20 protein-coding genes, 1 pseudogene and 1 riboswitch are annotated in these 22,595 nt (G+C 67.9%); of the genes and pseudogenes, 9 read left to right on the top strand and 12 right to left on the bottom strand.

What is annotated here, in order from left to right:
• Positions 1 to 282: 282 nt before the first annotated feature.
• Both AC4JJG_RS10500 and AC4JJG_RS10495 read right to left on the bottom strand, forming a co-directional pair.
• The gene (locus AC4JJG_RS10500) at positions 283 to 768 is read right to left on the bottom strand and encodes a hypothetical protein (protein ID WP_495401118.1); all 486 of its coding nucleotides are present in this window, start codon (positions 766 to 768) and stop codon (positions 283 to 285) included.
• 13 nt (positions 769 to 781) lie between these two features.
• The gene (locus AC4JJG_RS10495; RefSeq protein ID WP_495401117.1) at positions 782 to 2,116 is read right to left on the bottom strand and encodes an aminotransferase class V-fold PLP-dependent enzyme; all 1,335 of its coding nucleotides are present in this window, start codon (positions 2,114 to 2,116) and stop codon (positions 782 to 784) included.
• 16 nt (positions 2,117 to 2,132) lie between these two features.
• Positions 2,133 to 2,245, bottom strand: a riboswitch (SAM riboswitch).
• 91 nt (positions 2,246 to 2,336) lie between these two features.
• On the opposite strand from AC4JJG_RS10495, the gene AC4JJG_RS10490 reads away from it, so the two are divergent.
• Positions 2,337 to 3,452, top strand: a complete 1,116-nt coding sequence (locus AC4JJG_RS10490; protein ID WP_495401116.1) for an isochorismate synthase — start codon at positions 2,337 to 2,339, stop codon at positions 3,450 to 3,452.
• 91 nt (positions 3,453 to 3,543) lie between these two features.
• Here AC4JJG_RS10490 and AC4JJG_RS10485 read toward each other — a convergent pair whose 3' ends face one another.
• Genes AC4JJG_RS10485 through AC4JJG_RS10475 form a run of 3 tightly spaced genes read right to left on the bottom strand, consistent with a single transcriptional unit; the run spans position 3,544 to position 5,662 of the window.
• Positions 3,544 to 4,743, bottom strand: coding sequence for an O-succinylhomoserine sulfhydrylase (locus tag AC4JJG_RS10485; RefSeq protein WP_495401115.1), 1,200 nt, complete (start codon positions 4,741 to 4,743; stop codon positions 3,544 to 3,546).
• A complete protein-coding gene (locus tag AC4JJG_RS10480; protein WP_495401114.1) occupies positions 4,740 to 5,153 on the bottom strand; it encodes a rhodanese-like domain-containing protein in 414 nt (137 codons plus the stop codon). Before AC4JJG_RS10480 ends, AC4JJG_RS10485 begins: the two co-directional genes overlap by 4 nt.
• Complete coding sequence (locus AC4JJG_RS10475) at positions 5,150 to 5,662, bottom strand: Rv0361 family membrane protein (protein WP_495401113.1); 513 nt, start codon at positions 5,660 to 5,662, stop codon at positions 5,150 to 5,152. The genes AC4JJG_RS10480 and AC4JJG_RS10475 overlap by 4 nt, the downstream gene beginning before the upstream one ends.
• A gap of 183 nt (positions 5,663 to 5,845) precedes the next feature.
• Here AC4JJG_RS10475 and AC4JJG_RS10470 point away from each other — a divergent pair, with 183 nt between their 5' ends.
• Positions 5,846 to 7,240, top strand: coding sequence for an FAD-dependent oxidoreductase (locus AC4JJG_RS10470; RefSeq protein WP_495401112.1), 1,395 nt, complete (start codon positions 5,846 to 5,848; stop codon positions 7,238 to 7,240).
• Between the two features lie 365 nt (positions 7,241 to 7,605).
• Here AC4JJG_RS10470 and AC4JJG_RS10465 read toward each other — a convergent pair whose 3' ends face one another.
• Positions 7,606 to 8,091, bottom strand: a complete 486-nt coding sequence (locus tag AC4JJG_RS10465; protein WP_495401111.1) for a hypothetical protein — start codon at positions 8,089 to 8,091, stop codon at positions 7,606 to 7,608.
• Between the two features lie 151 nt (positions 8,092 to 8,242).
• Positions 8,243 to 8,725 carry a hypothetical protein gene (locus tag AC4JJG_RS10460; RefSeq protein ID WP_495401110.1) on the bottom strand — a complete coding sequence of 161 codons (483 nt, stop codon included), beginning with the start codon at positions 8,723 to 8,725 and terminating at the stop codon, positions 8,243 to 8,245.
• Between the two features lie 220 nt (positions 8,726 to 8,945).
• On the opposite strand from AC4JJG_RS10460, the gene AC4JJG_RS10455 reads away from it, so the two are divergent.
• From AC4JJG_RS10455 to AC4JJG_RS10445, 3 genes are read left to right on the top strand one after another with little or no spacing between them, the layout of a single operon-like run.
• Positions 8,946 to 9,950: a FecCD family ABC transporter permease gene (locus AC4JJG_RS10455; RefSeq protein ID WP_495401109.1), complete on the top strand. Its 1,005-nt coding sequence runs from the start codon at positions 8,946 to 8,948 to the stop codon at positions 9,948 to 9,950.
• A 41-nt stretch (positions 9,951 to 9,991) separates the two neighbouring features.
• Positions 9,992 to 11,035, top strand: a complete 1,044-nt coding sequence (locus tag AC4JJG_RS10450; protein WP_495401380.1) for a FecCD family ABC transporter permease — start codon at positions 9,992 to 9,994, stop codon at positions 11,033 to 11,035.
• Entirely contained in the window at positions 11,032 to 11,847 is an 816-nt protein-coding gene (locus tag AC4JJG_RS10445) for an ABC transporter ATP-binding protein (RefSeq protein WP_495401108.1), read from the top strand. Before AC4JJG_RS10450 ends, AC4JJG_RS10445 begins: the two co-directional genes overlap by 4 nt.
• Positions 11,848 to 11,907: 60 nt before the next feature.
• Here the strand turns inward: AC4JJG_RS10445 and AC4JJG_RS10440 are convergent, their stop codons facing one another.
• From AC4JJG_RS10440 to AC4JJG_RS10430, 3 genes are read right to left on the bottom strand one after another with little or no spacing between them, the layout of a single operon-like run.
• Positions 11,908 to 12,387 (bottom strand): DUF456 domain-containing protein, encoded by a 480-nt coding sequence (locus tag AC4JJG_RS10440; RefSeq protein ID WP_495401107.1) that lies wholly within the window; start codon positions 12,385 to 12,387, stop codon positions 11,908 to 11,910.
• Between the two features lie 15 nt (positions 12,388 to 12,402).
• A complete protein-coding gene (gene purT / locus AC4JJG_RS10435) occupies positions 12,403 to 14,088 on the bottom strand; it encodes a formate-dependent phosphoribosylglycinamide formyltransferase (protein WP_495401106.1) in 1,686 nt (561 codons plus the stop codon).
• A gap of 27 nt (positions 14,089 to 14,115) precedes the next feature.
• On the bottom strand, positions 14,116 to 14,454 hold the full coding sequence (locus AC4JJG_RS10430; RefSeq protein ID WP_495401105.1) for a UBP-type zinc finger domain-containing protein: 339 nt from the start codon (positions 14,452 to 14,454) through the stop codon (positions 14,116 to 14,118).
• Between the two features lie 112 nt (positions 14,455 to 14,566).
• On the opposite strand from AC4JJG_RS10430, the pseudogene AC4JJG_RS10425 reads away from it, so the two are divergent.
• Positions 14,567 to 16,161 (top strand): annotated as a pseudogene (locus AC4JJG_RS10425) (Na+/H+ antiporter).
• Between the two features lie 224 nt (positions 16,162 to 16,385).
• Here the strand turns inward: AC4JJG_RS10425 and AC4JJG_RS10420 are convergent.
• Both AC4JJG_RS10420 and AC4JJG_RS10415 read right to left on the bottom strand, forming a co-directional pair.
• Entirely contained in the window at positions 16,386 to 17,963 is a 1,578-nt protein-coding gene (locus AC4JJG_RS10420) for an adenylate/guanylate cyclase domain-containing protein (protein WP_495401379.1), read from the bottom strand.
• Between the two features lie 58 nt (positions 17,964 to 18,021).
• The gene (locus AC4JJG_RS10415) at positions 18,022 to 19,308 is read right to left on the bottom strand and encodes an adenylosuccinate synthase (protein ID WP_495401104.1); all 1,287 of its coding nucleotides are present in this window, start codon (positions 19,306 to 19,308) and stop codon (positions 18,022 to 18,024) included.
• Positions 19,309 to 19,422: 114 nt separating this feature from the next.
• On the opposite strand from AC4JJG_RS10415, the gene AC4JJG_RS10410 reads away from it, so the two are divergent.
• The 3 genes from AC4JJG_RS10410 to AC4JJG_RS10400 are packed head-to-tail and all read left to right on the top strand — an operon-like array spanning position 19,423 to position 22,594.
• The gene (locus AC4JJG_RS10410) at positions 19,423 to 20,082 is read left to right on the top strand and encodes a hypothetical protein (protein ID WP_495401103.1); all 660 of its coding nucleotides are present in this window, start codon (positions 19,423 to 19,425) and stop codon (positions 20,080 to 20,082) included.
• On the top strand, positions 20,079 to 20,921 hold the full coding sequence (locus AC4JJG_RS10405) for a site-2 protease family protein (protein WP_495401102.1): 843 nt from the start codon (positions 20,079 to 20,081) through the stop codon (positions 20,919 to 20,921). The genes AC4JJG_RS10410 and AC4JJG_RS10405 overlap by 4 nt, the downstream gene beginning before the upstream one ends.
• The gene (locus AC4JJG_RS10400) at positions 20,918 to 22,594 is read left to right on the top strand and encodes a phospho-sugar mutase (RefSeq protein WP_495401101.1); all 1,677 of its coding nucleotides are present in this window, start codon (positions 20,918 to 20,920) and stop codon (positions 22,592 to 22,594) included. The genes AC4JJG_RS10405 and AC4JJG_RS10400 overlap by 4 nt, the downstream gene beginning before the upstream one ends.
• The last annotated feature ends 1 nt before the right edge of the window (position 22,595 follow it).

The following is a 22,595-nucleotide window of genomic DNA, read 5'->3' as shown; positions in this document are numbered from 1 at the left end:
CCGACTTCGATGCAGCTGCATGAAAGAACTCACCGAGAATCTTCTCGCGCCGGCCCCCCGCCCGTAGCTCACTGCCTCTGAAGCTGAGAGCAGCCTATGTGTACGAAATGACACATGTCAATGAACGCATACAGGTTCCGAAATTCGGCATCTACGCAGGTCAGCGATAGTTTTGCTCGGTAAACAAACGGTAACAGGCTGATTACAGTGAGACAAAACACATAACTCGTCTCTGCGGCGGGCTCCACATCCCGGAACGGGAGGACGGATCGTCGCGCGAACCTACCGGTCGAGCGAGCCGAGAAGGGGGAGCACCTCTTCGCGCACGCGACCCGCGGTCGCCGATCCGTCGATGGGCACCACGATCACGGCGTCAGCCACCTCGGCGGCGTAGACATCCCGGATCAGGGAGGCCAGACCACGCGGCGTACCGACGTAGCGGATCGTCGCGGACGTCGCTTCGGCGAGGCCGGCCCCGTCGCGCTGCCCGGCATTCGACTCGGCGTCGACCGAGGCGCGCGCGGAGGCCGCGTGCGGTGCGATGGCCGCTTCGATCTCCAGTGCGACAACGAAATTCGCCGGATCGTGCGAGCCCGCGCGCAGCAGCGAACGGGCACGCCGGGCCTCGCGCAACGTATCTCGCCGCACCACGGTCGAAAAGTCAAGAGCCACATTGTCTCCCGCGACCGCGACACGCAGAGCGGGTCGTCCGATGCTGACGGTGGCGTGCTGGACGGACGCGAGGTCGGGGGCCAGGGTGACGGTCATGATGGCAGATCTCCTACTGGTGGCGGTCCGGTCGTCCGGAGGTGGTCAGTGTGGTCAGGGCGTCGATGAGCCGATCGATGTCGTCGGAGCCGGTGCCGAGGCCGAAGCTGGCACGCACCGCTCCCCCGGCGTAACCGAGCCGGTCGAGAATCGGATGCGCACAGAACTTGCCGTCCCGGACGCCGATACCCGCGTGGGCGCTGAGGTATTCGGCGACGGCGCGGGGGGTGTGACCGTCGACGTCAAAGCCTGCGATCCCGACCCGGTCGGAGGAATCGGCGAAGATCCGCAGTCGGCTGAGCCCGGCGATGCCGGACAGACCCGCGTCGGCACGTGCGCGAAGTTCTTCCTCGTGCAGACCGATCCGTTCGAATCCGATGGCCGTGATCGCCTCGCAGGCCGCGGCGATCGAGATGGCGCCCAACACGTTCGGTGAGCCGGCCTCATGCCGTGCGGCGCCGGAATGCCAGGTGACCGACGCATCGTCGGCCAGATCCACCGACGCGCTCGCACCCCCGCCTGCCAGGTAGGGCTCGGCGGCATCGAGCCAGTCGGCTCGCCCGATCAGCACGCCGGCACCGAACGGTGCGTACAGCTTGTGCCCGGAGAACACCAGATAGTCGATGCCGTGGCTGACCATCGACACCGGCCGGTGCGCGACGAGCTGCGCGGCGTCAACGAGGATGCGCGCACCGTGGCGATGGGCGATCGACGTCAGCCGCCGGATCGGGAGCACTTCGCCGGTGACGTTCGACGCCGCGGTGATCGCCAGCAGGGCGGCGGGCGCCGACGCGAGCTCCTCCTCCAGGGCGATCAGGGTGTCCTCGATGGTGTCCCGCGCCGCGACGATCCGCGCGCGTCGATTGCCCTCGGCGTCGGGAGCGCACCACGGCAGCAGATTGGCGTGATGTTCGATGTCGAGGACCACGACGTCACCGACGGTCGCGTGGGCGGCCAGATTGATGGCGTCGGTGGTGCCGCGGGTGAAGACCACGGCGTCATCGGCGCGCGCCCGCACAAAGCTCCGCACGGTGTCCCGCGCCGCCTCGTACCGGCGTGTGGTGACCTGTGAGAGGTGCCCCGCACCGCGATGCACGCTCGCGTACTGGGCAAGGGCCTCGCTAACCGCCTCGGTCACCTCACACAGCGCCGGCGCGCTCGCCGCGTAATCGAGATTGGCGTACCTGACCTCACGCCCGCCGTCGACGGGCACGCATTCCTCGGCACCGACGACCTGTGCCAACGGGCTGATCGTCGGCCGGAAACCCGCCACGGGCGGCAGCGGATGAACGGTGTCGGCGATGCCGGTGGTGCAGGTCCGGAACGGGGATGACAGCACAGCAGTCATGACAGATATCTCCTGGAACTCGCGCTTGCCGCGATCGGTTGACCACGGCCAGGTCGTCACCCGGAGCACCCCACCGCGAAGGAGGGTTGCCGACCAGCGAGCCGGGGCTTGTCACTGGCACTCATGACCTGCACCCAGAGTGCGTCACCGGCTCCGGGACTGTCAATTTGCGCGCACCGTGGGTTAAACCCCCGCCGGCGTCCGCCGGTAGCGTGAGGACATGCCCGACACCGGACACACCGTCCACCCCGATGTGTTCGTACTGTCGCGTCCGCACGGCACGGTCCGTGGGCACGGAGTGACCGGACGATTCACCGACGCCGCCGACGCCGCCACCACGCTGCGCTCCCGCGACGTCCCGGCGATCACCGGGGCGCTGGCCTTCGACATCCGCACCCCCTCGGCCCTCGTCGCCCCCGAACGGCTGTCCGCGGGTGTCGATCCGTTGCCGGCGAGACCGGCTGCGGCGCACAGCATCACCTCGATGTCGCTCTCGCCCGACGAGGCCACCCACCGCGCCCGCGTGACGCAGGCTCTGCAACACATAGCGGCCGGCGAGGTGGACAAGATCGTCCTCGCCCGGGCTGTCGAGTTCACCGTCGACCCGGTCGTCGACGTCGACGATCTGCTGGGCGCGCTGGCCGGCGGCAACGCCGAGCACAACGCCTTCGCGGTCGACGTCGGAGCAGCGGGCGGTCCGGATACCGGGTGGCTCGTCGGTGCGAGCCCGGAAGCGTTGTTGCGCAAGCGCGGCCGCGAGGTCACCTGCCTGCCGTACGCCGGTTCCGCACCGCGCCATGCCGATCCGACGGCCGATGCGGCAGCGGCGCGACGGCTGTCGGAGTCCACCAAGGATCGGCTCGAACACGCCTTCGTCGTCGACTACCTGCGGGAACAGCTGACCCCGCTGTGTGACGAGCTGAGTGCACCGGCCACCCCGGATGTCCGTGCCACCGGCGAGATCTGGCATCTGGCGACCCCGATCCGGGGCATCCTGCGCGACCCCGGGACGACCGCACTCGACCTCGCCCTCCGGCTCTCGCCCACGCCCGCGGTCTGCGGCACTCCCAGCGCGCGGGCCGCCTCGCTCATCGATGCCATCGAGGGCCCGCGCGGACTGTACGGCGGGGCCGTCGGCTGGGCCGATGCCGAGGGCGACGGCGAGTGGATGGTCACCATCCGCTGCCTGCATATCGCCGACGACCGGCGCACCCTGCGCACCTGGGCGGGCGGCGGAATCGTCGCGCAGTCCGATCCGCAGGCCGAGTACGACGAGACCACGGCGAAGCTGCGCACGGTGCTCAACGCACTCGGCATCGCCGGGCTACCCGGCTGATCACGTCCCGAGGCTGCGGAAAACATCGTCCTCAGCGTGATCCGGGGGCACTATGCCCTCGAAGGGGGCTGAGCGCGACGTTTTCCGCAGCTCAGCCCAGGGCACGATCCAGATCGGCCAGCAGGTCGTCGATGCCCTCGAGACCCACCGACAATCGAACCACGCTGTCGCTCAACCCGATCGCGGCCCGACCGTCCGGCCCCATGGCACGGTGGGTGGTCGTCGCCGGATGGGTGATGAGGGATTTCGAGTCGCCGAGGTTATTCGAGATGTCGACGATCTGCAGCCCGTCGAGCACCTCGAAGGCCCGCGCCTTGCCGGTCACGCTGCCGCGATCGGCGAGCTCGAAGGTCACCACGGTGCCACCACCGGACATCTGCGACTTGGCGAGCTCGTACTGCGGATGTGATTGCAGGAAGGGATATTTCACCCACTTCACGCGCGGATCGGCCTCCAGGAACTCGGCGATGCGCAATGCCGAGGCGGTCGACGCATCGACACGTAGCCGCATCGTCTCCAATCCCTTGACCAACGTCCAGGCGTTGAACGGGCTCAGTGCGGGACCGGTGTGCCGCATCAGGGTCTGCACCGGGCCGTCGATGTACTCCTTGGAACCCAGGACCGCACCGCCCATCACGCGGCCCTGACCGTCGATGTGCTTGGTGCCCGAATACACGATGACATCGGCGCCCAGATCCATACCGCGCTGCAGCAGCGGGGTGGCGAAGACGTTGTCCAGCACCACCTTTGCGCCCGCGGCGTGGGCCATCTCGGACACCCGGGCGACATCCACGAGGGTCTGCATGGGGTTGGACGGGGTCTCGAAGAACACCGCGTCGGTGGGCTCGGCCAGCGCGGCCTCCCACTGATCGAGGTCCTCGCCGTCGACGAACACGGTCTCGACTCCCCAGCGCGGCAGGATCTCGTTGCACACCACGAAGCAGGAGCCGAACAAGCTGCGTGCCGCCACGAGACGGTCGCCCGCCTTCAGGAGTGCGCCGAGCGCGACGAAGACCGCCGCCATGCCGCTGGCGGTCCCGAAACATGCCTCGGCACCGTCGAGTTGGCGCAGACGCTCCTGGAACACCGCGACCGTCGGGTTGCCATAGCGGGAGTAGACGAAGCGCTCGTCCTCGCCGGTGAAGGCACGTTCCGCGGCGGCCGCGGAGTCGTACACGTACCCACTGGTGAGGTAGAGCGCCTCGGAGGTCTCGAAGAAACCGGAGCGATCCAGACCGGCGCGCACCGCCAGGGTGTCCGCCGAAACCCCTTCGGGGAGTTGCTTGCTCACGATTGCCTCCACGGCAGATCCAGGGCCCGCCAGCCGGCCGACCCACGGTGGTCGTTCTCGTCGAGGCCGCCCTCGAATCCGTCGAGCACGTTGTAGCACCGCGCGACGCCGTCGGCGGTGGCCGCCTCCGCGGCGCCGATGGACCGATGACCGGACCGGCAGATGAAGATCACGTCCTGATCGTCGGTGACCCCCGCGTCGCGGAGCTGCGCGACGAAGGCGTCATTGTGCGTCCCGCCCGGGAAGGTGTTCCATTCGATGAAAATCGTCTGTTTGCCGATCACCTCGAGATCCGGCACGCCGACGAACGACCATTCGGCCTGCGTCCGGCAGTCGACCAGGACGGTCGACGGTTCGTTCTCGAGCTTCGTCCACGCCTCCTGCGGCGTGAGGTCCCCGGCATAGCTCACGAGCTGCATACCTTCCAGTTGCCGTCCTCGGACACCACGACCGTGGGCGTCACCTGCTTCTGGTCGGGCTTGTTGTCGAAGTGCCACTCTACGTCCGCGGTCGCGCGGCCCCCGTCGATGCGCAGCTCCCGGATCTCCGGGATCACCAGATGACCGTTCGCCTCATTCGACTCCCGGTTGGCGTCCAGGAACGCCTCCTCGGTCGGGAAGGTCGGCGCCGCGAGATCCGCCGCGCAGGTGACTCCCCGGTATTTGGCGTAATCCAGGTCGTTGCGTGCCGTGTACTGGTCGTTGATCGCGTGCTGCACCCGTGCGGTGTCGCTCATGCGGTCGTCGGCGGGGCGCACCAGGTAGGAGATGCCGATGCCCGCGGCGGCGACGACCACGACCCCGAGTGCCACGAAGAACGGCCACGCGTCCTTCCAGGACTTCGGCCGCTCGTCGGCGGTCGGGTCGACGGCATCGGCGCCGTCGGCGCGTCCGGAGTCGTCACGTGGACTTTTTCCCATGTCGGAAAGTGTATCGACGCGTTGGGAGCCTCCGGAACGCAGCTCGAAGTGAGGCAACCCTCACAGAGGATTTTGGTGGTGGGCGTCGAGCGCCTACCGTAGAAGGGATAGGCGCCGCAAACCGTCGGCGGACACCACGACTCCGCGAGGAGTCCCTCAAGAGGCACGGAAAGCACCACTTCCATGAGTGATAACAGCCGCCCGTTGCGGGTAGCCATCGTCGGAGCCGGGCCCGCCGGCATCTACGCCGCCGACGCCTTGATGAAGCATGACACCGCCAAGGAGCGCGGGGTCAGCATCGATCTCTACGAGCGGATGCCCGCTCCGTTCGGACTCATCCGGTACGGCGTGGCCCCCGATCATCCCCGCATCAAGGGCATCATCACCGCCCTGCACAAGGTCCTCGACAAGCCTCAGGTCCGCCTGCTCGGCAACGTCGACTACGGCACCGACATCACCCGCGAGGATCTGCACGACCTCTACGACGCGGTGATCTTCTCCACCGGCGCCACCGACGACCGCGGCCTCAACGTCCCGGGCATCGACCTCGAACGCAGCTACGGCGCGGCCCAGTTCGTCGCCTGGTACGACGGCCACCCCGACTTCCCGCGCACCTGGCCCCTCGAGGAGGAGAAGGTCGCCGTGATCGGCGTCGGCAACGTCGCACTCGACGTCGCCCGCGTGCTCGCCAAGACCGGCGACGAACTGCTGCCCACCGAGATCCCCGCCAACGTGTACGAGGGCCTCAAGGCCAACAAGGCGATCGAGGTGCACGTGTTCGGGCGTCGCGGACCGGCTCAGGCCAAGTTCACCCCGCTCGAACTCAAGGAACTCGATCACTCGCCGAACATCGAGGTCATCGTCGATCCCGAGGACATCGACTACGACGAGGGTTCAGCCGTCGCCCGTCGCGGCAGCAAGATCACCGATCAGGTCGCGACGATCATCGAGAACTACGCCATCCGCGAGCCCAAGCAGGGCGCCATGCACAAGCTGTTCCTGCACTTCTTCGAGAACCCGGTCGAGATCCTCGGCGAGGACGGCAAGGTCGTCGGCCTGCGGACCGAGCGCACCGAGCTCGACGGCACCGGCAACGTCCACCCGACCGGCAAGCTGACCGACTGGGATGTCACCGCCGTCTACCGCGCCGTCGGTTACCTCTCCGACAATCTTCCGGAGATCCCGTTCGACCATCAGGCCGGCGTGATCCCGAACGAGGCGGGGCGGGTCTTCGACGAGGGCGCCCAGCTCACCGGCATCTACACCACCGGCTGGGTCAAGCGTGGGCCGGTCGGCCTCATCGGCCACACCAAGGGCGATGCGAACGAGACCGTCGAATGCATCGTCGAGGACATGCTCGCCGACAAACTGCTCTCACCGGGCCGCCCGTCCGAGGATGCCGTGATCGAGTTGCTGGAGAGCCGCAACATCCCGTTCACCACTTGGGACGGCTGGTACCGCCTCGACGAGCACGAGCGCGCGCTCGGTGCGGCCGAGGGTCGCGAGCGCGTGAAGGTCGTCGAGCGCGAGGACATGCTTGCCGCCTCCGAGCCGGGCAAGGTGTCCCGCCAGAACTGACCCCGGCGAACCACGTGACCGTCGCGGATTGAGTTGGCCGAGGCGCCAGCCGAGGATGTATCGAAATCCATTGCGGCGGCGGTGGTCTCGATATGCGGTCTCGCCTGGCGGCTCGACCGCTACTCGACCAGCGACCAAGCAGCAGTCGCTGACCGAAAAACCGGCAAACGGCCGAACACCAGTCGCTGACCGAATAATCGGCAAACGGCCGAGCAGCAGTCGCTGACCGATTAATCGGCAAGCGGTCGAGCAGTCGCTGATCGAGTAGTCGGCGAGCGGAGCGAGTCGACGTATCGAGATCCCGCACAACGGATCTCGATACGAGAGCCTCGCTGCGCTCGGTTGCTACTCGATCAGCGGTGGGGTCAGTTGCCCGCGGTCTGCTCCTGCTTCGGCGGATTGTCCTGGCGGCGGAAGTTCTGCCAGAAACCGAAGTTGTTGGCGAGGTTCTCCGCCTCGGCGCCGATGGTGTAGCCGGCGATGGACGACGGGAAGCATCCCGTCCACCGGGTCTCGATGGGACGCACCCAGCGATTGGCCTTGTTGTCCCACTTGGACATCGTCTGGCCCGGCTTCAGTTCCTTGATGAAGACGGAGCGGCCGTTGATCTCCTGCAGGGTGACGTTGTGGATGGTCGAACCGCCGACGTTCTTCACCGTCATCCAGCGATACATGTACCAGGCCTGATTCCAGGGCTGACCCCACTGGCCGAAGTGGCATTCGACGTTGCCGGTGATCTGCAGGTCGCCCGGGCCCGCCGCCTGAGCCGGTGCGACAGCGGCCATGCTGCCCGCCGCGACTCCGGCCGCGGCGAGTACCGAGATGCCCGCACGCTTGAGTGCTGTCCTCATCGTTCGTCTCCTTCTCATCGGATGGCGGGGCCGGAGCGACAACGGTTGTGCTCGCCGGCACCACTGACTGGACTATCGACCCTTCCGCTGGAGATTGTTACCCGTCACACACAACTTTCTCAGGCTTCCGAATGAAATGACCACCGGTTCGTCACCGTCGGGGACGTGGCGCCGGATTGTTCTCGCGGCGGAGGCTGTGCCAGAAACCCGCGTTGTTGAGGAGATTCTCGCGTTCGGCGCTGATGGTGAAGCCGGCGATGGCGACCGGATAGCAGCCGCGGGCCCGCGTCTCGATGGGATGAATCCACCGGTGGTACCGGGAGTCCCACCGCGACATCGATTGCCCCGGCCGCAGTTCCCGGATGTACACCGACCGACCGTTGATCTCCTGCAATCGCACGTTGTGCGCAGTCGATCCGCCCACGTTGCGGACGCTCAGCCAGCGGTGCACGGACCACGACTCGAGCCACGGCTGCCCCCAGTGGCCGAGGTCGAAATCGCATCCGACCCCGCCGGTGATCTGCAGATCGGCCGGGCGGGCCGCCTCCGCCGGTGTCACCGCGGTCATCGAACCCGCCGCGACGCCGATTGCGGCCAGGGCCGCGACGAACACTCGCCTGAGTGCTGCCCTCATCGTTCGTCTCCTTCCATCGGCGGCCGGGGGTGCGGTGTACGGCCCGCCGGATGCCGGCCGCGGATGGCGATCCCGGAGATCCGGCCATCGACCCTGCCATCTAAATCGTTACCGCTCGCACGCATCTCGGACCGGAGATGCGTGCGATCGTCAATGCAATCGTGATATTAGGAATGCGCACCATCCGACCGGCATCCCAGCTTTGGTAAGGTTTACCTTTGTGCGTCGGGTCTACGGGTTTCTCCTGCTCATCGGGGTTATCGTCGTCGCTCTCGTCGCGTCGATCGCGATCGGATCTCGCATCATCCCGCTCGGCGACGTCTGGCAGGCGCTCTGGCTCGACCGCGGCGCACCGATGTCGGCGGCCACCGCCGAAACCGTCGGAGTGATCGACGACCTCCGGATTCCGCGGACCCTGCTCGGTCTGATCGTCGGACTCGCGATCGGTGCGGCCGGCGCCGTCACCCAGGGCCACACCCGTAACCCGCTCGCCGATCCGGGCATTCTCGGTGTGAACGCCGGCGCCGCGTGCGCCGTCGTCATCGGCGTCTATCTCCTCGGCATCGACAGCCCACTCGCCTACATGGTCTGCGGCATGGTGGGTGCGATGATCGCGGCCTCGGCGGTCTTCGGGCTGTCCGCGCTGTCGGGGGCAAGCCCACTGACACTCGTGCTGGCGGGTACCGGGTTGTCCGCGCTGCTGCTCGCCATCACCTCCGCGATCGTCCTCACCGACGCGACCACCCTCGACGCCTGGCGATTCTGGAATGTCGGCTCGACGGCGGGCCGCGACATCGACGTGTTCTGGGCAAGCCTGCCGTTCGTCGTGATCGGTCTGATCCTCGCGGTCGCCAGCGGTTTCTTCCTGAACGTCCTGAGCCTGGGCGACGACATGACCAAGGCACTCGGCTCCCGGGTGGCCGTGTTGCGGGTCGTCGGGATCGTCGCCATCACCCTGCTCGTCGGCGCCGCCACCGCCGCATGCGGCCCCATCGTGTTCCTGGGCCTGGTCGTGCCACACATGGCACGAGCGATCACCGGCCTCGACTACCGCTGGATCGTCCCGTTCTCGGCACTGCTCGGCGCGGCCCTCATGCTGGTGTGCGACGTCCTCGGCCGGGTCGTCGCCCGTCCGGGTGAACTCCAGGTCGGCCTGATCCTCGCGTTCGTCGGTGCGCCCTTCCTGATCGCCCTCGTCCGCCGTCCGAAGTTGGCATCGGTATGACGGCGATCGACGACCGGCCCACCGTGCGCACGTCCCCGGTCATGCGAATCGGTGCGGCCTCCTGGGTGATGCGGCCCCGCGCACTGATGGTCGCCGGTGTCTTGATCGCGCTCGCCGTGCTGCTCTTTCTGCTCAGCGTCGGCGTCAGCGATTACCCGATGACCCCGATCGATGTCGCACGCACCCTCCTCGGTGGCGGCACGCACGTGGAGAACGTCGTGGTCCTCGAGAGCACGTTGCCCCGCGCGCTGGTGTCCCTCCTCGTCGGCTTCGGACTCGGATTGTCGGGGGCGCTCACCCAACTCATCGCCCGCAATCCACTGGCCACCCCGGACATCCTCGGCATCACCGCGGGCGCCGGTGCGGCAGCGGTCGGCGCCATCGCCTTCTCCACGGGCTGGGGTGCGTGGTTGGCCGGACTCGGCGTCCCACTGGCCGCGCTCGTCGGCGGCTTCGGCACCGCCTTCGCGATGTACCTGCTGGCCTGGCCGGGCCGTGCGGCCAATGCCTCGGTCGACCCGTTCCGGCTGGTCATCATCGGCGTCGGCATGACCTGGGTGCTGCAGGCACTAACCAGCTGGCTGCTCACCCGCGCCAGCATCAACGACGCGGGCCGGGCACAAACCTGGATCGTCGGCTCGGTCGCCGATTCCGGATGGTCCGATGTCTGGCCCGCGCTGATCGCCGTCGGCCTCGGAATCGTCGTCGTCACGGCATTGTCCCAGTCGGTTCGTATCCTCGACCTCGGCGCCGACATCGCCAGCGGCCTCGGTGTCCGCACCGGTCGCGTGACGTCGATTCTGCTCCTCACCGCCGTCGCCGTCGCCGCACTGTGTGTGTCGGCCGCCGGGCCCATCGCCTTCGTCGCCCTACTGGCTCCGCAGATCGCGGTGCGCCTCGCCGGATCACCGGCGCCGACTCCGCTGACCTCCGGGGTACTCGGCGCGGTCCTCGTCCTCGGCGGCGACCTGCTGTGCCGCACCGTCCTGCCCGGCGCACTGCCGGTGGGTGTGGTGACCGCGGCGATCGGCGGCCCATTCCTCGTGTATCTGATGATCACGATGTCCCGAAAGGCCAGTGTATGACCAGGACTCGACTGCAGGCCGACGGTCTGAGCGTCGGCTACGACGACCGGCTGATCATCTCCGATCTCGACATCGCCGTTCCGGACGGACAGGTCACCACCATCATCGGCCCCAACGGATGCGGCAAGTCGACGCTGCTGCGCGCACTCGCCCGGCTCCTCCCGCCGCGCACCGGCTCGGTCCACCTCGACGGTCGCGACATCCATCGGACGCCGCCCCGGACCGTCGCCCGCACACTGGGACTCCTACCGCAGAACCCTATCGCACCCGACGGTCTGCTGGTCGCGGATCTCGTTGCGCGCGGACGACATCCGCATCAGCGGTGGTATCAGCAGGCGTCGGCCGCCGACGAGGCCGCGGTCGCGTGGGCACTGGAACGGACCGGGACCACCGATCTCGCCGATCGTCCGGTCGCCGCTCTCTCCGGCGGACAGCGGCAGCGCGTCTGGATCGCGCTCACCCTCGCACAGGAAACCGATCTGCTCCTGCTCGACGAGCCGACCACCTACCTCGATCTCGCGCATGCGGTGGAGGTGCTCGACCTGGTCCGCACTCTCCGCGCCGACCACGGCAAGACCGTCATGATGGTGCTCCACGACCTCAATCTCGCTGCACGCTACAGTGATTCGCTGGTCGTGATGCGCGACGGCGGAATCGTCGCGCAGGGTCGCCCGGACGAGGTCATCACCGCGGAATTGCTCGATGACGCCTTCGGACTGCGTGCCCACGTCATCGAGGATCCGGTACTCGGGGGGCCGCTGATCATCCCGCTCGGTGCGCACACGCCCGACCGCATGCTCTCCCGCTCATGAGATCCGTTCACGCTTATTGGATCCGATAAGCGTGAACGGGAACCGATGAGCGGGAGCCGCTCAGTAGACGAATGCGCCGATCAGCCAGATCCCGGTCGCGACCAGAGCCGCGAACAACTCGATCCCGATGGTGATGATCGCTGCCTTGCACGCCGATTTCGCTCCGCGCCAAGCGGTTCCGGCGGTACGGGTGCGGGTCAGTTCGGCGAGGTACGCGCCGAGCACGAAGCCGAGGAACAGGCCGATCACCGGAACCACGAAGAACCCGATGATGCCGAGCACACCGCCGACCACGATGGTGACGTTCGGGATGCCCGCCGATTTCAGCGATCGACCGGCCACCAGATACTTGATGACCTCGCCGAGCAGGATGATCGCGGCCGCGACGCCGAACACCGCCCAGGCCCAGCCGCCGACGACCGCGGCCCACACGCCGATCGCGACGGCGACGATGATCCCGCCCGGCAGCACCGGGACGACGATTCCGAGCAGACCGACCAGTATCGCGGCACCGACGAGCACCTCGCCGCCGAAGGACATCCGGACCTACCCGACTCAGTCGACAGGTGTGCCGGTGCGCGGCGGCACACCGGGACGTCCATTGGGCTGCTGACGGGGCGGCAGCGGTCCGCGCGGTGGTATCGGTCCACGGGGCGGCACCGGCCCGCGCGGCGGAACCGGACGCTGATTGCCTGCGGGACCGTCGACGGGGCCCGGTTTCTGCGGCCGCGGCGGGGGCGGCGGCTTCTGCATGGGTGTCGGCGGGGGCGGCGCGGGAGCCGGACCCGATGGGACCACCATCGAATCCCCCTGCGGCACCGGCGCCTTCACCTCGAAGGGACGTCCGGGCACCGGATTCACCAGCGAGGCACCGCGCACGGCGCGCTTACGTGCGGTGGCGACATCGTCGGCGGTCGCGGTCACCACACCCATCCGTCGACGGTGATAGCTCACCGGTTTGCCGAAGAGCCGGATGTCGGTCTCGGGCACGGCGAGAGCCCTGGCCACATCCTCGAAGGCGATGGCCGGTTCGTCGAGCTGACCGTAGATCACCGCGGAAGCACCCGGCGACGCGAGCGTGACGTCCACCGGCAGCCCGAGAATGGCACGGGCGTGCATCTCGAACTCCGACAACCGTTGGGTGGCAAGGGTGACCAGACCGGTGTCGTGCGGGCGCGGCGAGACCTCGGAGAAGTACACGTCGTCGCCCTTGACGAAGAGCTCGACACCGAAAACACCTCGGCCACTGAGCTTCCCGTCGCCCATGGCGGTGGCGATACGGGCCGCGATGGACGTCGCCGCACCCAGCGCGTCGGCACTCATCTCATGGGGCTGCCAGCTCTCCACGTAGTCACCGGACACCTGCTGGTGGCCGATCGGCGCACAGAAATGGGAGGTGAGGCGACCGGTCGCGGGATCGATAGCGCGCACCGTGAGAAGTGTTATCTCGTAGTCGAATTCGACGAATCCCTCGACGATGACCCGATTGTTCCGGACCCGGCCGCCGGTGTTCGCGGCCTCCCAGGCGGCCGCGAGCTCGTCGGGACCGTTCACCACCGTCTGCCCCTTGCCCGACGACGACATCACCGGCTTGACCACGCAGGGGAAACCGATCTCGTCGGCCGCCATCGCCAGCTCGTCGGGCGAGGACGCGAACAGATACGGCGACGTCGGCAGACCGAGTTCCTCGTCGGCAAGTCGACGGATGCCCTCGCGATTCATCGTCGCGACCACGGCCATCGCGGTCGGCACGACCTCGGCCAGTCCGCGCTTCTCGACTTCGACGAGTGCGTCGGTGGCGATGGCCTCGATCTCCGGCACGACGTAGTGCGGACGGTGCTTCTCGATGACCGCGAGCACCGCCGCCGGATCGGTCATGTCGATGACCTCGGCGTGGTGGGCGACCTGCTGGGCGGGGGCGTCGGCGTAACGATCCACCGCGATCACCTCGACACCGAGCCGCTGGAACGCGATGGCGACCTCTTTGCCGAGCTCCCCGGAACCGAGCAGCAGCACCCTCGTGGCTCCTGGCGTCAGTGGGGTGCCGATGGCCGCGGGCGGACCGACGCGGGGACCGGTGGCAGGCACCGGAACCGGGTCCGTGGGACCGTCCGTCGAGATCGGGTCGGCCGGGCTCTCGGGCTCGGGCCGCACGGAATCGGAGGACACCGGATCGGCCGCCACAGGCTCCCAACCTGGCGGTACCGGCGCTTCCGGGCCGTTCTGACTGTCAGACGTCATGTTCACGATCCTACGTGTGAGTGGAGTTCAGCCCGTCACCTCGTGCAGATAGCACCATCGCCACACCTCTCCCGGCTCGGCTGAACGCATCACCGGATGCCCGCTCTCCTCGAAGTGGGCGGCGGCGTGGCGGCGCGGACTGGAGTCGCAGCACGCGACGTGGCCACAGGTGAGGCACATCCGCAGATGCGCCCAGTGATGTTCGCCGAGGGCGGTGCAGTCCTGGCAGGCGGTGAGGGGGCCGGCGGGTTCGGGGTCGGCGGTTACGTCCACTCCGATGGTCGCCAGCTCCGGACAGGGTCCGCCCGACGTCGCCTTCTCCCCCGCGCCCGCACCCTCGTTCTTCGAACGCTGGAACAGTCGCATCGTTCCATTATCGCGGACGCCGCCACCCGGGCACACCGACCGCGGCACAATCAGGCGATTTGCCGGTGTTGTCCGAATCGAATGAGATGCGTTGAGCGGTTAGTTTCTACCGGTGAGCGCATCCCTGTTACTCGTGGTCGTGGTCGGCTGGTGATCTCCGCGTTCTGCCGCCGATTCGGATTGTCGTCGCCACTGGTCCTGGTCGTCGTCGGTCTGGCCGTGAGTTTCCTCCCCGGCGCACCCGACGTGCATCTCGAACCCGAACTGGTGCTGTTCCTGATCCTCCCGCCGCTGCTCTACTCCGCCGCGCAGGACAGTTCGTATCAGGACATCCGGACCAACATCCGTGCGATCGGACTCCTGGCGGTCGGACTGCCCCTGTTCTCGACGGTGGTCGTCGGCCTGGTCGCGTACTGGGTCTTCCCACATCTGCCGTTGGCCGCCGCGCTGGTGCTCGGTGCGATCGTCGCGCCGCCGGACGCGGTGTCGGCGCAGGCGATCGGTCGCCGGGTGGGTCTGCCGCGTCGCATCATGACGCTGCTCGGCGGGGAGAGTCTTCTCAACGACGCCACCGCCCTCACCGCCTACCGGGTGGCACTGGCCGCCGCTGTGGGTGCGACGGCCACCGTCTGGGGCGGTCTGTCGACCTTCGCGATCGCGGCCGTCGGCGGTGTCGCGGTGGGCATGATCATCGGCTACGCCGTCTATCTGTTGCGCATCTGGCTCACCGATCCGCCGATGGAGACCGCGATCGGGCTGCTCGTCTCCTTCGCCACCTATTACATCGCCGAGGAGGTCCACGCATCCGGCGTGATCGCCGTCGTGGTCGCCGGCCTGTTCCTGGGACAGCGATCGGTCCGCGACGGATATGCCACCCGACTGCAGGACGACGCCGTCCGCCGATCCATCGACGTCATCCTGGAATCCTTCGTGTTCCTGCTGATCGGGCTGCAGCTGCCGTTCCTCGTCGACGGACTGGCAGGCGAGTCCTGGGTGCGGGTGACCATCGACGCGGTGGCCGTCCTGGTGGCGGTGATCCTCGTCCGCTTCGTGTGGATCTATCCGGCGACCTACCTGTTCCGTCTGCTGCCGCGGGTGCGGCGGCGGGAACCGCGCCCCGATCCACGGGCCGTGTTCGTTCTCGGCTGGGCGGGGATGCGCGGCGTCGTGTCGCTCGCCGCGGCCTTCGCCATCCCGCTGACCACCGACGACGGTGAACCGTTCCCCGCCCGCGCGGAAATCCTGTTCCTGACCTTCGTGGTGGTCGTCGGCACACTGCTGCTGCAGGGCACGACGCTGCCCTGGGTGATCCGCCGGCTCGGGGTGTCCGCCGACGACGCGGCCGGCGACCGGCTGGCCTTCGCCGGGGCGCAGGATCGTGCCTCGCGGGCCGCCGAACAGCGTCTCGACGAACTGCTCGCGGAGATCCCCGAGGACGACAAGGCACGACGCCATCAGGCGATGTTGTTGCGCAAGTGGGTGAACACCCTGCGGAACGAGGCCTGGGAGGAACTGGGACGCGGCGCCGAGGACATCGGCGAGAGTCCCACCGCGGCGGGCAACCGGATGCGTTCGGAGATCCTGGCCGTGCAGCGGGCGGTGTTCATCGAGGAACGCGATGCCGGCCGCATCGACGACGAGGTGTTGCGCACCGCCCTGCGCAGCCTGGACTTCGCCGAAGGTCAGATGGATCGCGAACGCGACTGAGCCGACCTTCGCCGATCGAGAGAACCAGGCGCCAGCCATGTTCGCCGATCGAGTAGGACGAGGCGCCAGCCGAGGCCGTATCGAGATCACCGGTGATCTCGATACGCCGACTCGCTGCGCTCGCCGGCAACTCGATCATCGGGAGGTGCGCGCTCGCCGGCTACGCGATCAACGGGATGGGCACGCTCGCCGGCTACTCGATCAACAGGTGGCGCGCTTGTCGACTACTCGTCGATTGGCGTGGACTCCGCTGCGGGAGCGGCACTTCGGGCCGCGAAGATCACGGTGGGAGCGGTGCGCCCACGCAGCGTGATCGTCTCCTGCTGCTCCCAGTGACCCGCCTCGGCTCCTGCGGCCTCGACGGCCCGGCCGGCCGCCAGCGGACGGGAGGGATCACGCTTGGCCAGCTCCGACAGCCGGGCGCTCTCGTTGACCGGGTCACCGATCACCGTGTACTCGAATCTCTCGATGGCGCCGACGTTTCCGGCCACGACGGGTCCGTAGCCGACGCCGATGCCCGCGGACAGATCCGGCACCTCCACGGCCAGCCGTTCGGCGATGGCCCGCGCCGCGCCCAGCGCCGCGCCCGCCGGATCGTCGAGATCCATGGGTGCACCGAAGATCGCGAGCACCGCGTCGCCCTCGAATTTGTTGACCAGGCCGTCGCGTTCCTCCACGGCCCGCACGATCACCGCGAAGAACCGGTTGAGGATCTCCACCACCTCGGTCGGGCTGCGTTGTGCGGCAAGGGTTGTCGAGCCGATGACGTCGACGAAGACGGTGGCGACCTGTCGTTCGGTGCCGCCGAGTTCCGGGTCGGAGGTCAGGGCGGCGTCGGCGACGTCGCGGCCGACATGGCGGCCGAACAGGTCCCGGACGTGCTCGCGTTCGCGGAGGCCGCCGACCATCGAATTGAAGCCGACCTGGAGGTCGCCGAGTTCGGAACCGTCGTAGACCACGAGGTCCGCGTCGTCGAGTTCCCCGGCGCTCACCCGGTTCATGCCCTGGCGCACACTGCGGATGGGCCCGGTGATGCTGAGGCTGGACAGCATGGTGAGCAGCAGGCCGGTGAAGAGCGCGATCAGCCCGAGCACGGTCACGCCCACGAACAGGTCGAGTTTGCTGGTCTGGTCGCGGCCCACCCCGAAGCCGACGACCAGCATGATGCCGATGACCGGAATGGCCGAGCCGATCATCCACGACACGACGGCCCGCGACCGGATGCCGCTGCGTTTGCGTCGGCGATAACCCGCGCTGATCAGTTCCGCCGCCACCGGACGCAGGGTGAAATCGGTGAGCAGGTACGAGATCGCGACCACGACGACCCCGCTGAGCGCGACCACGAACGCCACCTTGGGGATCAGTTGGTAGCTCACGATGCCGTACATCAGGGTGAACATGACCGTGGCGCCGCCCCAGAGCAGGCCCTGCATCGTCGCCAGCCGCCACGGCACCCGGAGCGTCCGGCGCGCGTCCCGCTCGTCGGGCTCCCGATCCCGGATCGCCCATTGCAGGTCACGGACGATCACGACCGTCCCCCAGCCGATCCCGATCACGAAGGCCACCGCGATGTAGACCGGCACGGCGATGAAGTTGACCCACCACAGTTCGCTCTTGAACACCGACGGTTCCGGGATGCCGACCGACGCCAGGGTCACCGCCAGGACCGCGCCCACCAGATTGGCGGTCACGTTGGACGCGGTCAGGAGCGTCTGGATCCGGACACGCTGGACGACATTGCTGTCGTCGACCGACCCCAACAGGATCGATCCATAGTCGCGACTGCCCCGCCTCATCCGCATGGCGTTCAGCTTCTCACGCCGAATCAGCTGATCAGGCATGTTCTGGATAAGGGTGTTGTCAGACGATCTCGCGGCGCACGATCGTCTGATCGCGGCCCGGGCCGACGCCGATGCACGAGATGTGCGCGCCGGAGAGTTCCTCGAGCCGCAGGATGTAGTCCTGCGCGTTCTTCGGCAGATCTTCGAAACGCCTGCACTCGGAGATGTCCTCCCACCAGCCCGGCATCTCCTCGTAGATGGGCTTCGCGTGATGGAAGCCGGTCTGCGTCATCGGCATGTCGTCGTGGCGCTCGCCGTCGATCTCGTAGGCCACGCAGATCGGGACGGTGTCGAGGCTCGACAGCACGTCCAGCTTGGTGAGGAAGTAGTCGGTGATGCCGTTGACGCGGGTCGCGTACCGCGCGATGACGGCGTCGAACCAGCCGCAGCGACGGGCACGGCCTGTGGTCACGCCGACCTCGCCGCCGGTCTTCGCCAGGTACTCGCCCCACTCGTCGAAGAGCTCGGTCGGGAACGGACCGGACCCGACACGCGTGGTGTAGGCCTTCAGGATGCCGAGAACGGTGGTGATCTTGTTCGGGCCGATGCCCGCGCCGACCGCCGCGCCGCCGGCCGTCGGATTCGACGACGTCACGTACGGGTAGGTGCCGTGGTCCACGTCGAGGAGCGTGCCCTGCGAGCCTTCGAGCAGGATCGTCTCGTCCCGCTCGAGCGCCTGATTGAGCAGCAGCCGGGTGTCGGCGATGCGGTGTTTGAAGCCCTCCGCCTGGGTCAGCACCTCGTCGACGACCTGCGCCGGATCGAGAGCCTTACGGTTGTAGATCTTGACCAGGATCTGGTTCTTCAGCTCGAGGGCCGCCTCGACCTTCTGCGTGAGGATCTTCTCGTCGAGCACATCGGCGGCACGGACCCCGACGCGGGCGATCTTGTCCTGATAGCAGGGGCCGATGCCGCGTCCGGTGGTGCCGATCTTCTTGTTGCCGAGGAATCGCTCGGTGACCTTGTCGATCGCGACGTGATACGGCATCAGCAGGTGTGCGTCGGCGGAGATGAGCAGGCCCGAGGTGTCGACGTCACGGTCCTCGAGACCGCCGAGTTCGGTGAGCAGCACCCCCGGATCCACGACGACCCCGTTGCCGATGACGTTCTTGACGCCCGGCGTCAGGATGCCGGAGGGGATGAGGTGCAGGGCGAATGTCTCGCCGCTGGGCAGCACCACGGTGTGACCCGCGTTGTTGCCGCCCTGATAGCGGACGACCCACTGCAACTTCCCGCCGAGCAGGTCGGTTGCCTTGCCTTTGCCCTCGTCGCCCCATTGGGCGCCGATAAGCACGATCGCGGCCATGGGCGGACACTCTCCTTAGCTTGGCACGCTGAACAACAGGCCAACTCTACTGTGTCGGGCACGACAACCGTGAGCCGACGTGTCCGAGATGCCGAACTGGATAACCTGTTCGATGTGTCGTTCGCCCTCATCACCCAGGACGCGCCGTCCGACGACAAGCAGGCGGCGAAGGCCGCTGTCGCCGCCGCGCTCGCCGATCCCGATGTCACCAGGCTGATCGTCGAGCCCCGGGTGACCCGGCGCGTCGCGCCGACGGTCGAGGACGACTCCGACTTGTACGTCGCACAGATACTGGCGGCCCTGATGGTGACGGAACGTCTGGATGTCGAGGTCGCCCTCGTCGCCGCGGGCGCGACAACCGGCACGGATCGGTTCGGCCTGCCCCATGGCACGGCCGCCCGTGAACTCGCCGAGCACGGGACGGCCACTCCGGTTCCGCTGATCCGCGACGACGCGGCGACTGTCCTGGTGGGACGCGCCCGTCACCTCGGCGCCGACGGGGAGAAACTGCACGGCGAGACCTACGTCGACAACACGCGCCTCTTCGAGGGCGAGACCCGCGGGATTCTCATCGAACCGCTCCCCGATGGCACGGCGGGCGTCCGCGCCCGGGTGGAACGGCCGCTGCTGCCCGGCAAATGGATCGCCGGACGCGCCGTACAAACCGGTGGCACCAACATCGTCGTCGAACGCGAAGGCGTGCTGAACCCGCGCGTCGTGAAACGCTCCACCTACTACCCGCATCACGTCGACCTCCTGCTGGTGCGCGCATGACCGCGGGCCGGGCGCGCCCGACGCCGTCCTTCGGTGACATCGCCCGGGCCGTACGGCCCGGGCCGGTCTTCCTCGGGCTGGTCGTCGCGGCCGTGGCAGGCGGCTGGCTGGTGTGGACGTCGGAGCCGGGTAAGAACGTCCAATCCGTGGTCGGCACACTGCTTCTCGTGCTCGCCGGCTGGGTGATCTCACTGTGCCTGCACGAGTTCGCCCACGCCGTCACCGCTTTCCGCTTCGGCGACCACAACGCAGAACTGCGCGGCTACCTCACTCTCAACCCGCTGAAGTACACGCATCCCGGATTGTCGCTGGGCCTGCCCCTGCTCATCATCCTGTTGGGCGGCATCGGTTTTCCCGGCGGCGCGGTCTACGTCAACCAGCACGGCTTCACCCGCGCGCAGCGGACTCTGGTGTCGCTGGCCGGTCCGGCGGCCAACGCCGTGTGCGCCGTGCTGTTGCTGGTGGCCGTCCGGATCGGGACGTCCGGCACCGGCGTCGGCTTCGTCCTCGCCGACGGCACGGTGTTCGCCGATACGGGCTTCAACCTGTGGTCGGCACTCTCCATGCTGGCGCTGTTGCAGATCACCGCGGCAGTGCTGAATCTCATTCCGATGCCCGGCTTCGACGGGTACGGCGCCGTCGAGCCCTATCTGTCGGATGCGACGCGGGCATCGGCCGCGAAGATCGCGCCGTACGGCTTTCTGATCGTGTTCGCGCTGCTGTTCATTCCGTTCCTCAACCGCGCGTTCTTCGATCTGATCTATTGGCTGTTCGAGCTGTCCGGGGTGCCGAGTTTCTGGGCCGCCTTCGGCTGGGATCTGTTCGTGTTCTGGCGATGAGCGACGTTCTGGCACGCGCCCGCGAGTGGCTGGCACACGACCCGGATCCGACGACACGCGACGAACTGCACGCCCTGATCTCCGCTGTCGAATCCGGAAACGACTCCGCACGAGACGATCTCGCGTCCCGATTCGACGGACCGCTGATCTTCGGCACCGCGGGCCTCCGAGGTGCGGTCGGTGCCGGCGAGACACGGATGAACGTCGCGGTGGTGACCCGTGCGACCGCCGGGCTGGCACGCTACCTGCTCGACACCGTCGGCCCGGATGCGACGGTGATCGTCGGACACGATGCACGCCACGGATCATCGGCGTTCGCTGAGGCTGCGGCACAGGTGATCTCGGGCGCCGGACTGACCGCCCGGGTACTGCCTCCGCAGTTACCGACCCCGGTGACCGCCTTCGCCGTACGCTACCCGGGCGCCGATGCCGGGGTGATGATCACCGCCTCGCACAACCCGCCCGCCGACAACGGCTACAAGGTGTACCTGGGCGGACGATCGACCGACGAAGCAGGCCGCGGCGTACAGATCATCTCCCCCGCCGACGTCGGCATCGCCGAACGTATCGCCGCGGCACCGGCCGCGGACCTGGTGCCGCGCAACCATACTCACGTGCATCCGGTCGATGACTCCATCGTCGACGCCTACGTCGTACGGGCCGCATCGCTGCGTGCACGGAGTGCGCGCTCACCGGTGCGTGTGGCATTGACGACGCTGCACGGGGTCGGTGGGGAGGCGATGCTGCGGGTCTTCGCGGCCGCGGGCATCGACGACGTCCACGTGGTCCCCGAACAGTTCGTCCCCGATCCCGACTTCCCGACGGTGCGGTTCCCCAATCCGGAGGAGCCTGGCGCCATCGACCTCGCCGTCGCGCTGGCGCGGTCCGTCGACGCCGACGTGCTGATCGCGCTCGATCCCGACGCGGACCGGTGTTCGGTGGCCGTGCCGAACGGCGAGGGGGCGTGGCAGCAGTTGACCGGCGATCAGGTCGGCTGGTTGCTCGGTGAGCAGGCGGCCGCGGACGAGTCACGATCCGGTGGCACCCTGGCCTGTTCCATCGTGTCGAGCCGGATGCTCGCCCGGATCGCAGCGGACCACGGATTGCGCAGTGCGACAACACTGACGGGTTTCAAATGGATCGCCCGCACCCCCGATCTGCGCTTCGGCTACGAGGAGGCCATCGGCTATTGCAGCGATCCCGAGTCCGTGCGGGACAAGGATGGCATAACGGCCGCGGTCCGGATAGTCACCCTCGTCGAAGACCTTGCCGCACAAGGGCACACACTTCTCGACGAACTCGATCGGCTGGCCCGCCGCCACGGCCTGCACGCCACCTCCCAGCGCAGCATCCGCGTCGACGACCTCGATCGGATCGCCGACATCATGGCGCGACTCCGCGCGTCGCCACCGCAGACCTTCGCCGGCTCACCGGTCGTCGAGGTGCGCGACCTCGCCACCGGCAGTGCCGATCTTCCGCCCACCGACGGCCTGCTGTTCGGCACCGCCGACGACGACCGCGTCGTCATCCGGCCGTCCGGCACCGAACCGAAGCTGAAGTGCTACCTCGAGGTGATCGTGCCCTGCACGAATGATGCGGTCCCCCATGGCGTCGCCGCCGATCGCCTCACCCTGATCGCCGACGAACTCTCCGGACCATTGAGCGCGGGCTGAA

The organism is Gordonia sp. B8661-1 (assembly GCF_059427765.1).
Note: the sequence above shows the minus strand (reverse complement) of the source record. Positions and strands in the feature narration are given on the sequence as shown.

What these genes read in the sequence shown, in the direction of transcription:
- AC4JJG_RS10500 (WP_495401118.1), bottom strand. Translation starts at nt 768, where the DNA reads ATGACCGTCACCCTGGCCCCCGACCTCGCGTCCGTCCAGCACGCCACC.
- AC4JJG_RS10495 (WP_495401117.1), bottom strand. Translation starts at nt 2,116, where the DNA reads ATGACTGCTGTGCTGTCATCCCCGTTCCGGACCTGCACCACCGGCATC.
- AC4JJG_RS10490 (WP_495401116.1), top strand. Translation starts at nt 2,337, where the DNA reads ATGCCCGACACCGGACACACCGTCCACCCCGATGTGTTCGTACTGTCG.
- AC4JJG_RS10475 (WP_495401113.1), bottom strand. Translation starts at nt 5,662, where the DNA reads ATGGGAAAAAGTCCACGTGACGACTCCGGACGCGCCGACGGCGCCGAT.
- AC4JJG_RS10470 (WP_495401112.1), top strand. Translation starts at nt 5,846, where the DNA reads ATGAGTGATAACAGCCGCCCGTTGCGGGTAGCCATCGTCGGAGCCGGG.
- AC4JJG_RS10465 (WP_495401111.1), bottom strand. Translation starts at nt 8,091, where the DNA reads ATGAGGACAGCACTCAAGCGTGCGGGCATCTCGGTACTCGCCGCGGCC.
- AC4JJG_RS10460 (WP_495401110.1), bottom strand. Translation starts at nt 8,725, where the DNA reads ATGAGGGCAGCACTCAGGCGAGTGTTCGTCGCGGCCCTGGCCGCAATC.
- AC4JJG_RS10450 (WP_495401380.1), top strand. Translation starts at nt 9,992, where the DNA reads ATGCGAATCGGTGCGGCCTCCTGGGTGATGCGGCCCCGCGCACTGATG.
- AC4JJG_RS10445 (WP_495401108.1), top strand. Translation starts at nt 11,032, where the DNA reads ATGACCAGGACTCGACTGCAGGCCGACGGTCTGAGCGTCGGCTACGAC.
- AC4JJG_RS10440 (WP_495401107.1), bottom strand. Translation starts at nt 12,387, where the DNA reads ATGTCCTTCGGCGGCGAGGTGCTCGTCGGTGCCGCGATACTGGTCGGT.
- purT (WP_495401106.1), bottom strand. Translation starts at nt 14,088, where the DNA reads ATGACGTCTGACAGTCAGAACGGCCCGGAAGCGCCGGTACCGCCAGGT.
- AC4JJG_RS10430 (WP_495401105.1), bottom strand. Translation starts at nt 14,454, where the DNA reads ATGCGACTGTTCCAGCGTTCGAAGAACGAGGGTGCGGGCGCGGGGGAG.
- AC4JJG_RS10420 (WP_495401379.1), bottom strand. Translation starts at nt 17,963, where the DNA reads ATGCGGATGAGGCGGGGCAGTCGCGACTATGGATCGATCCTGTTGGGG.
- AC4JJG_RS10415 (WP_495401104.1), bottom strand. Translation starts at nt 19,308, where the DNA reads ATGGCCGCGATCGTGCTTATCGGCGCCCAATGGGGCGACGAGGGCAAA.
- AC4JJG_RS10405 (WP_495401102.1), top strand. Translation starts at nt 20,079, where the DNA reads ATGACCGCGGGCCGGGCGCGCCCGACGCCGTCCTTCGGTGACATCGCC.
- AC4JJG_RS10400 (WP_495401101.1), top strand. Translation starts at nt 20,918, where the DNA reads ATGAGCGACGTTCTGGCACGCGCCCGCGAGTGGCTGGCACACGACCCG.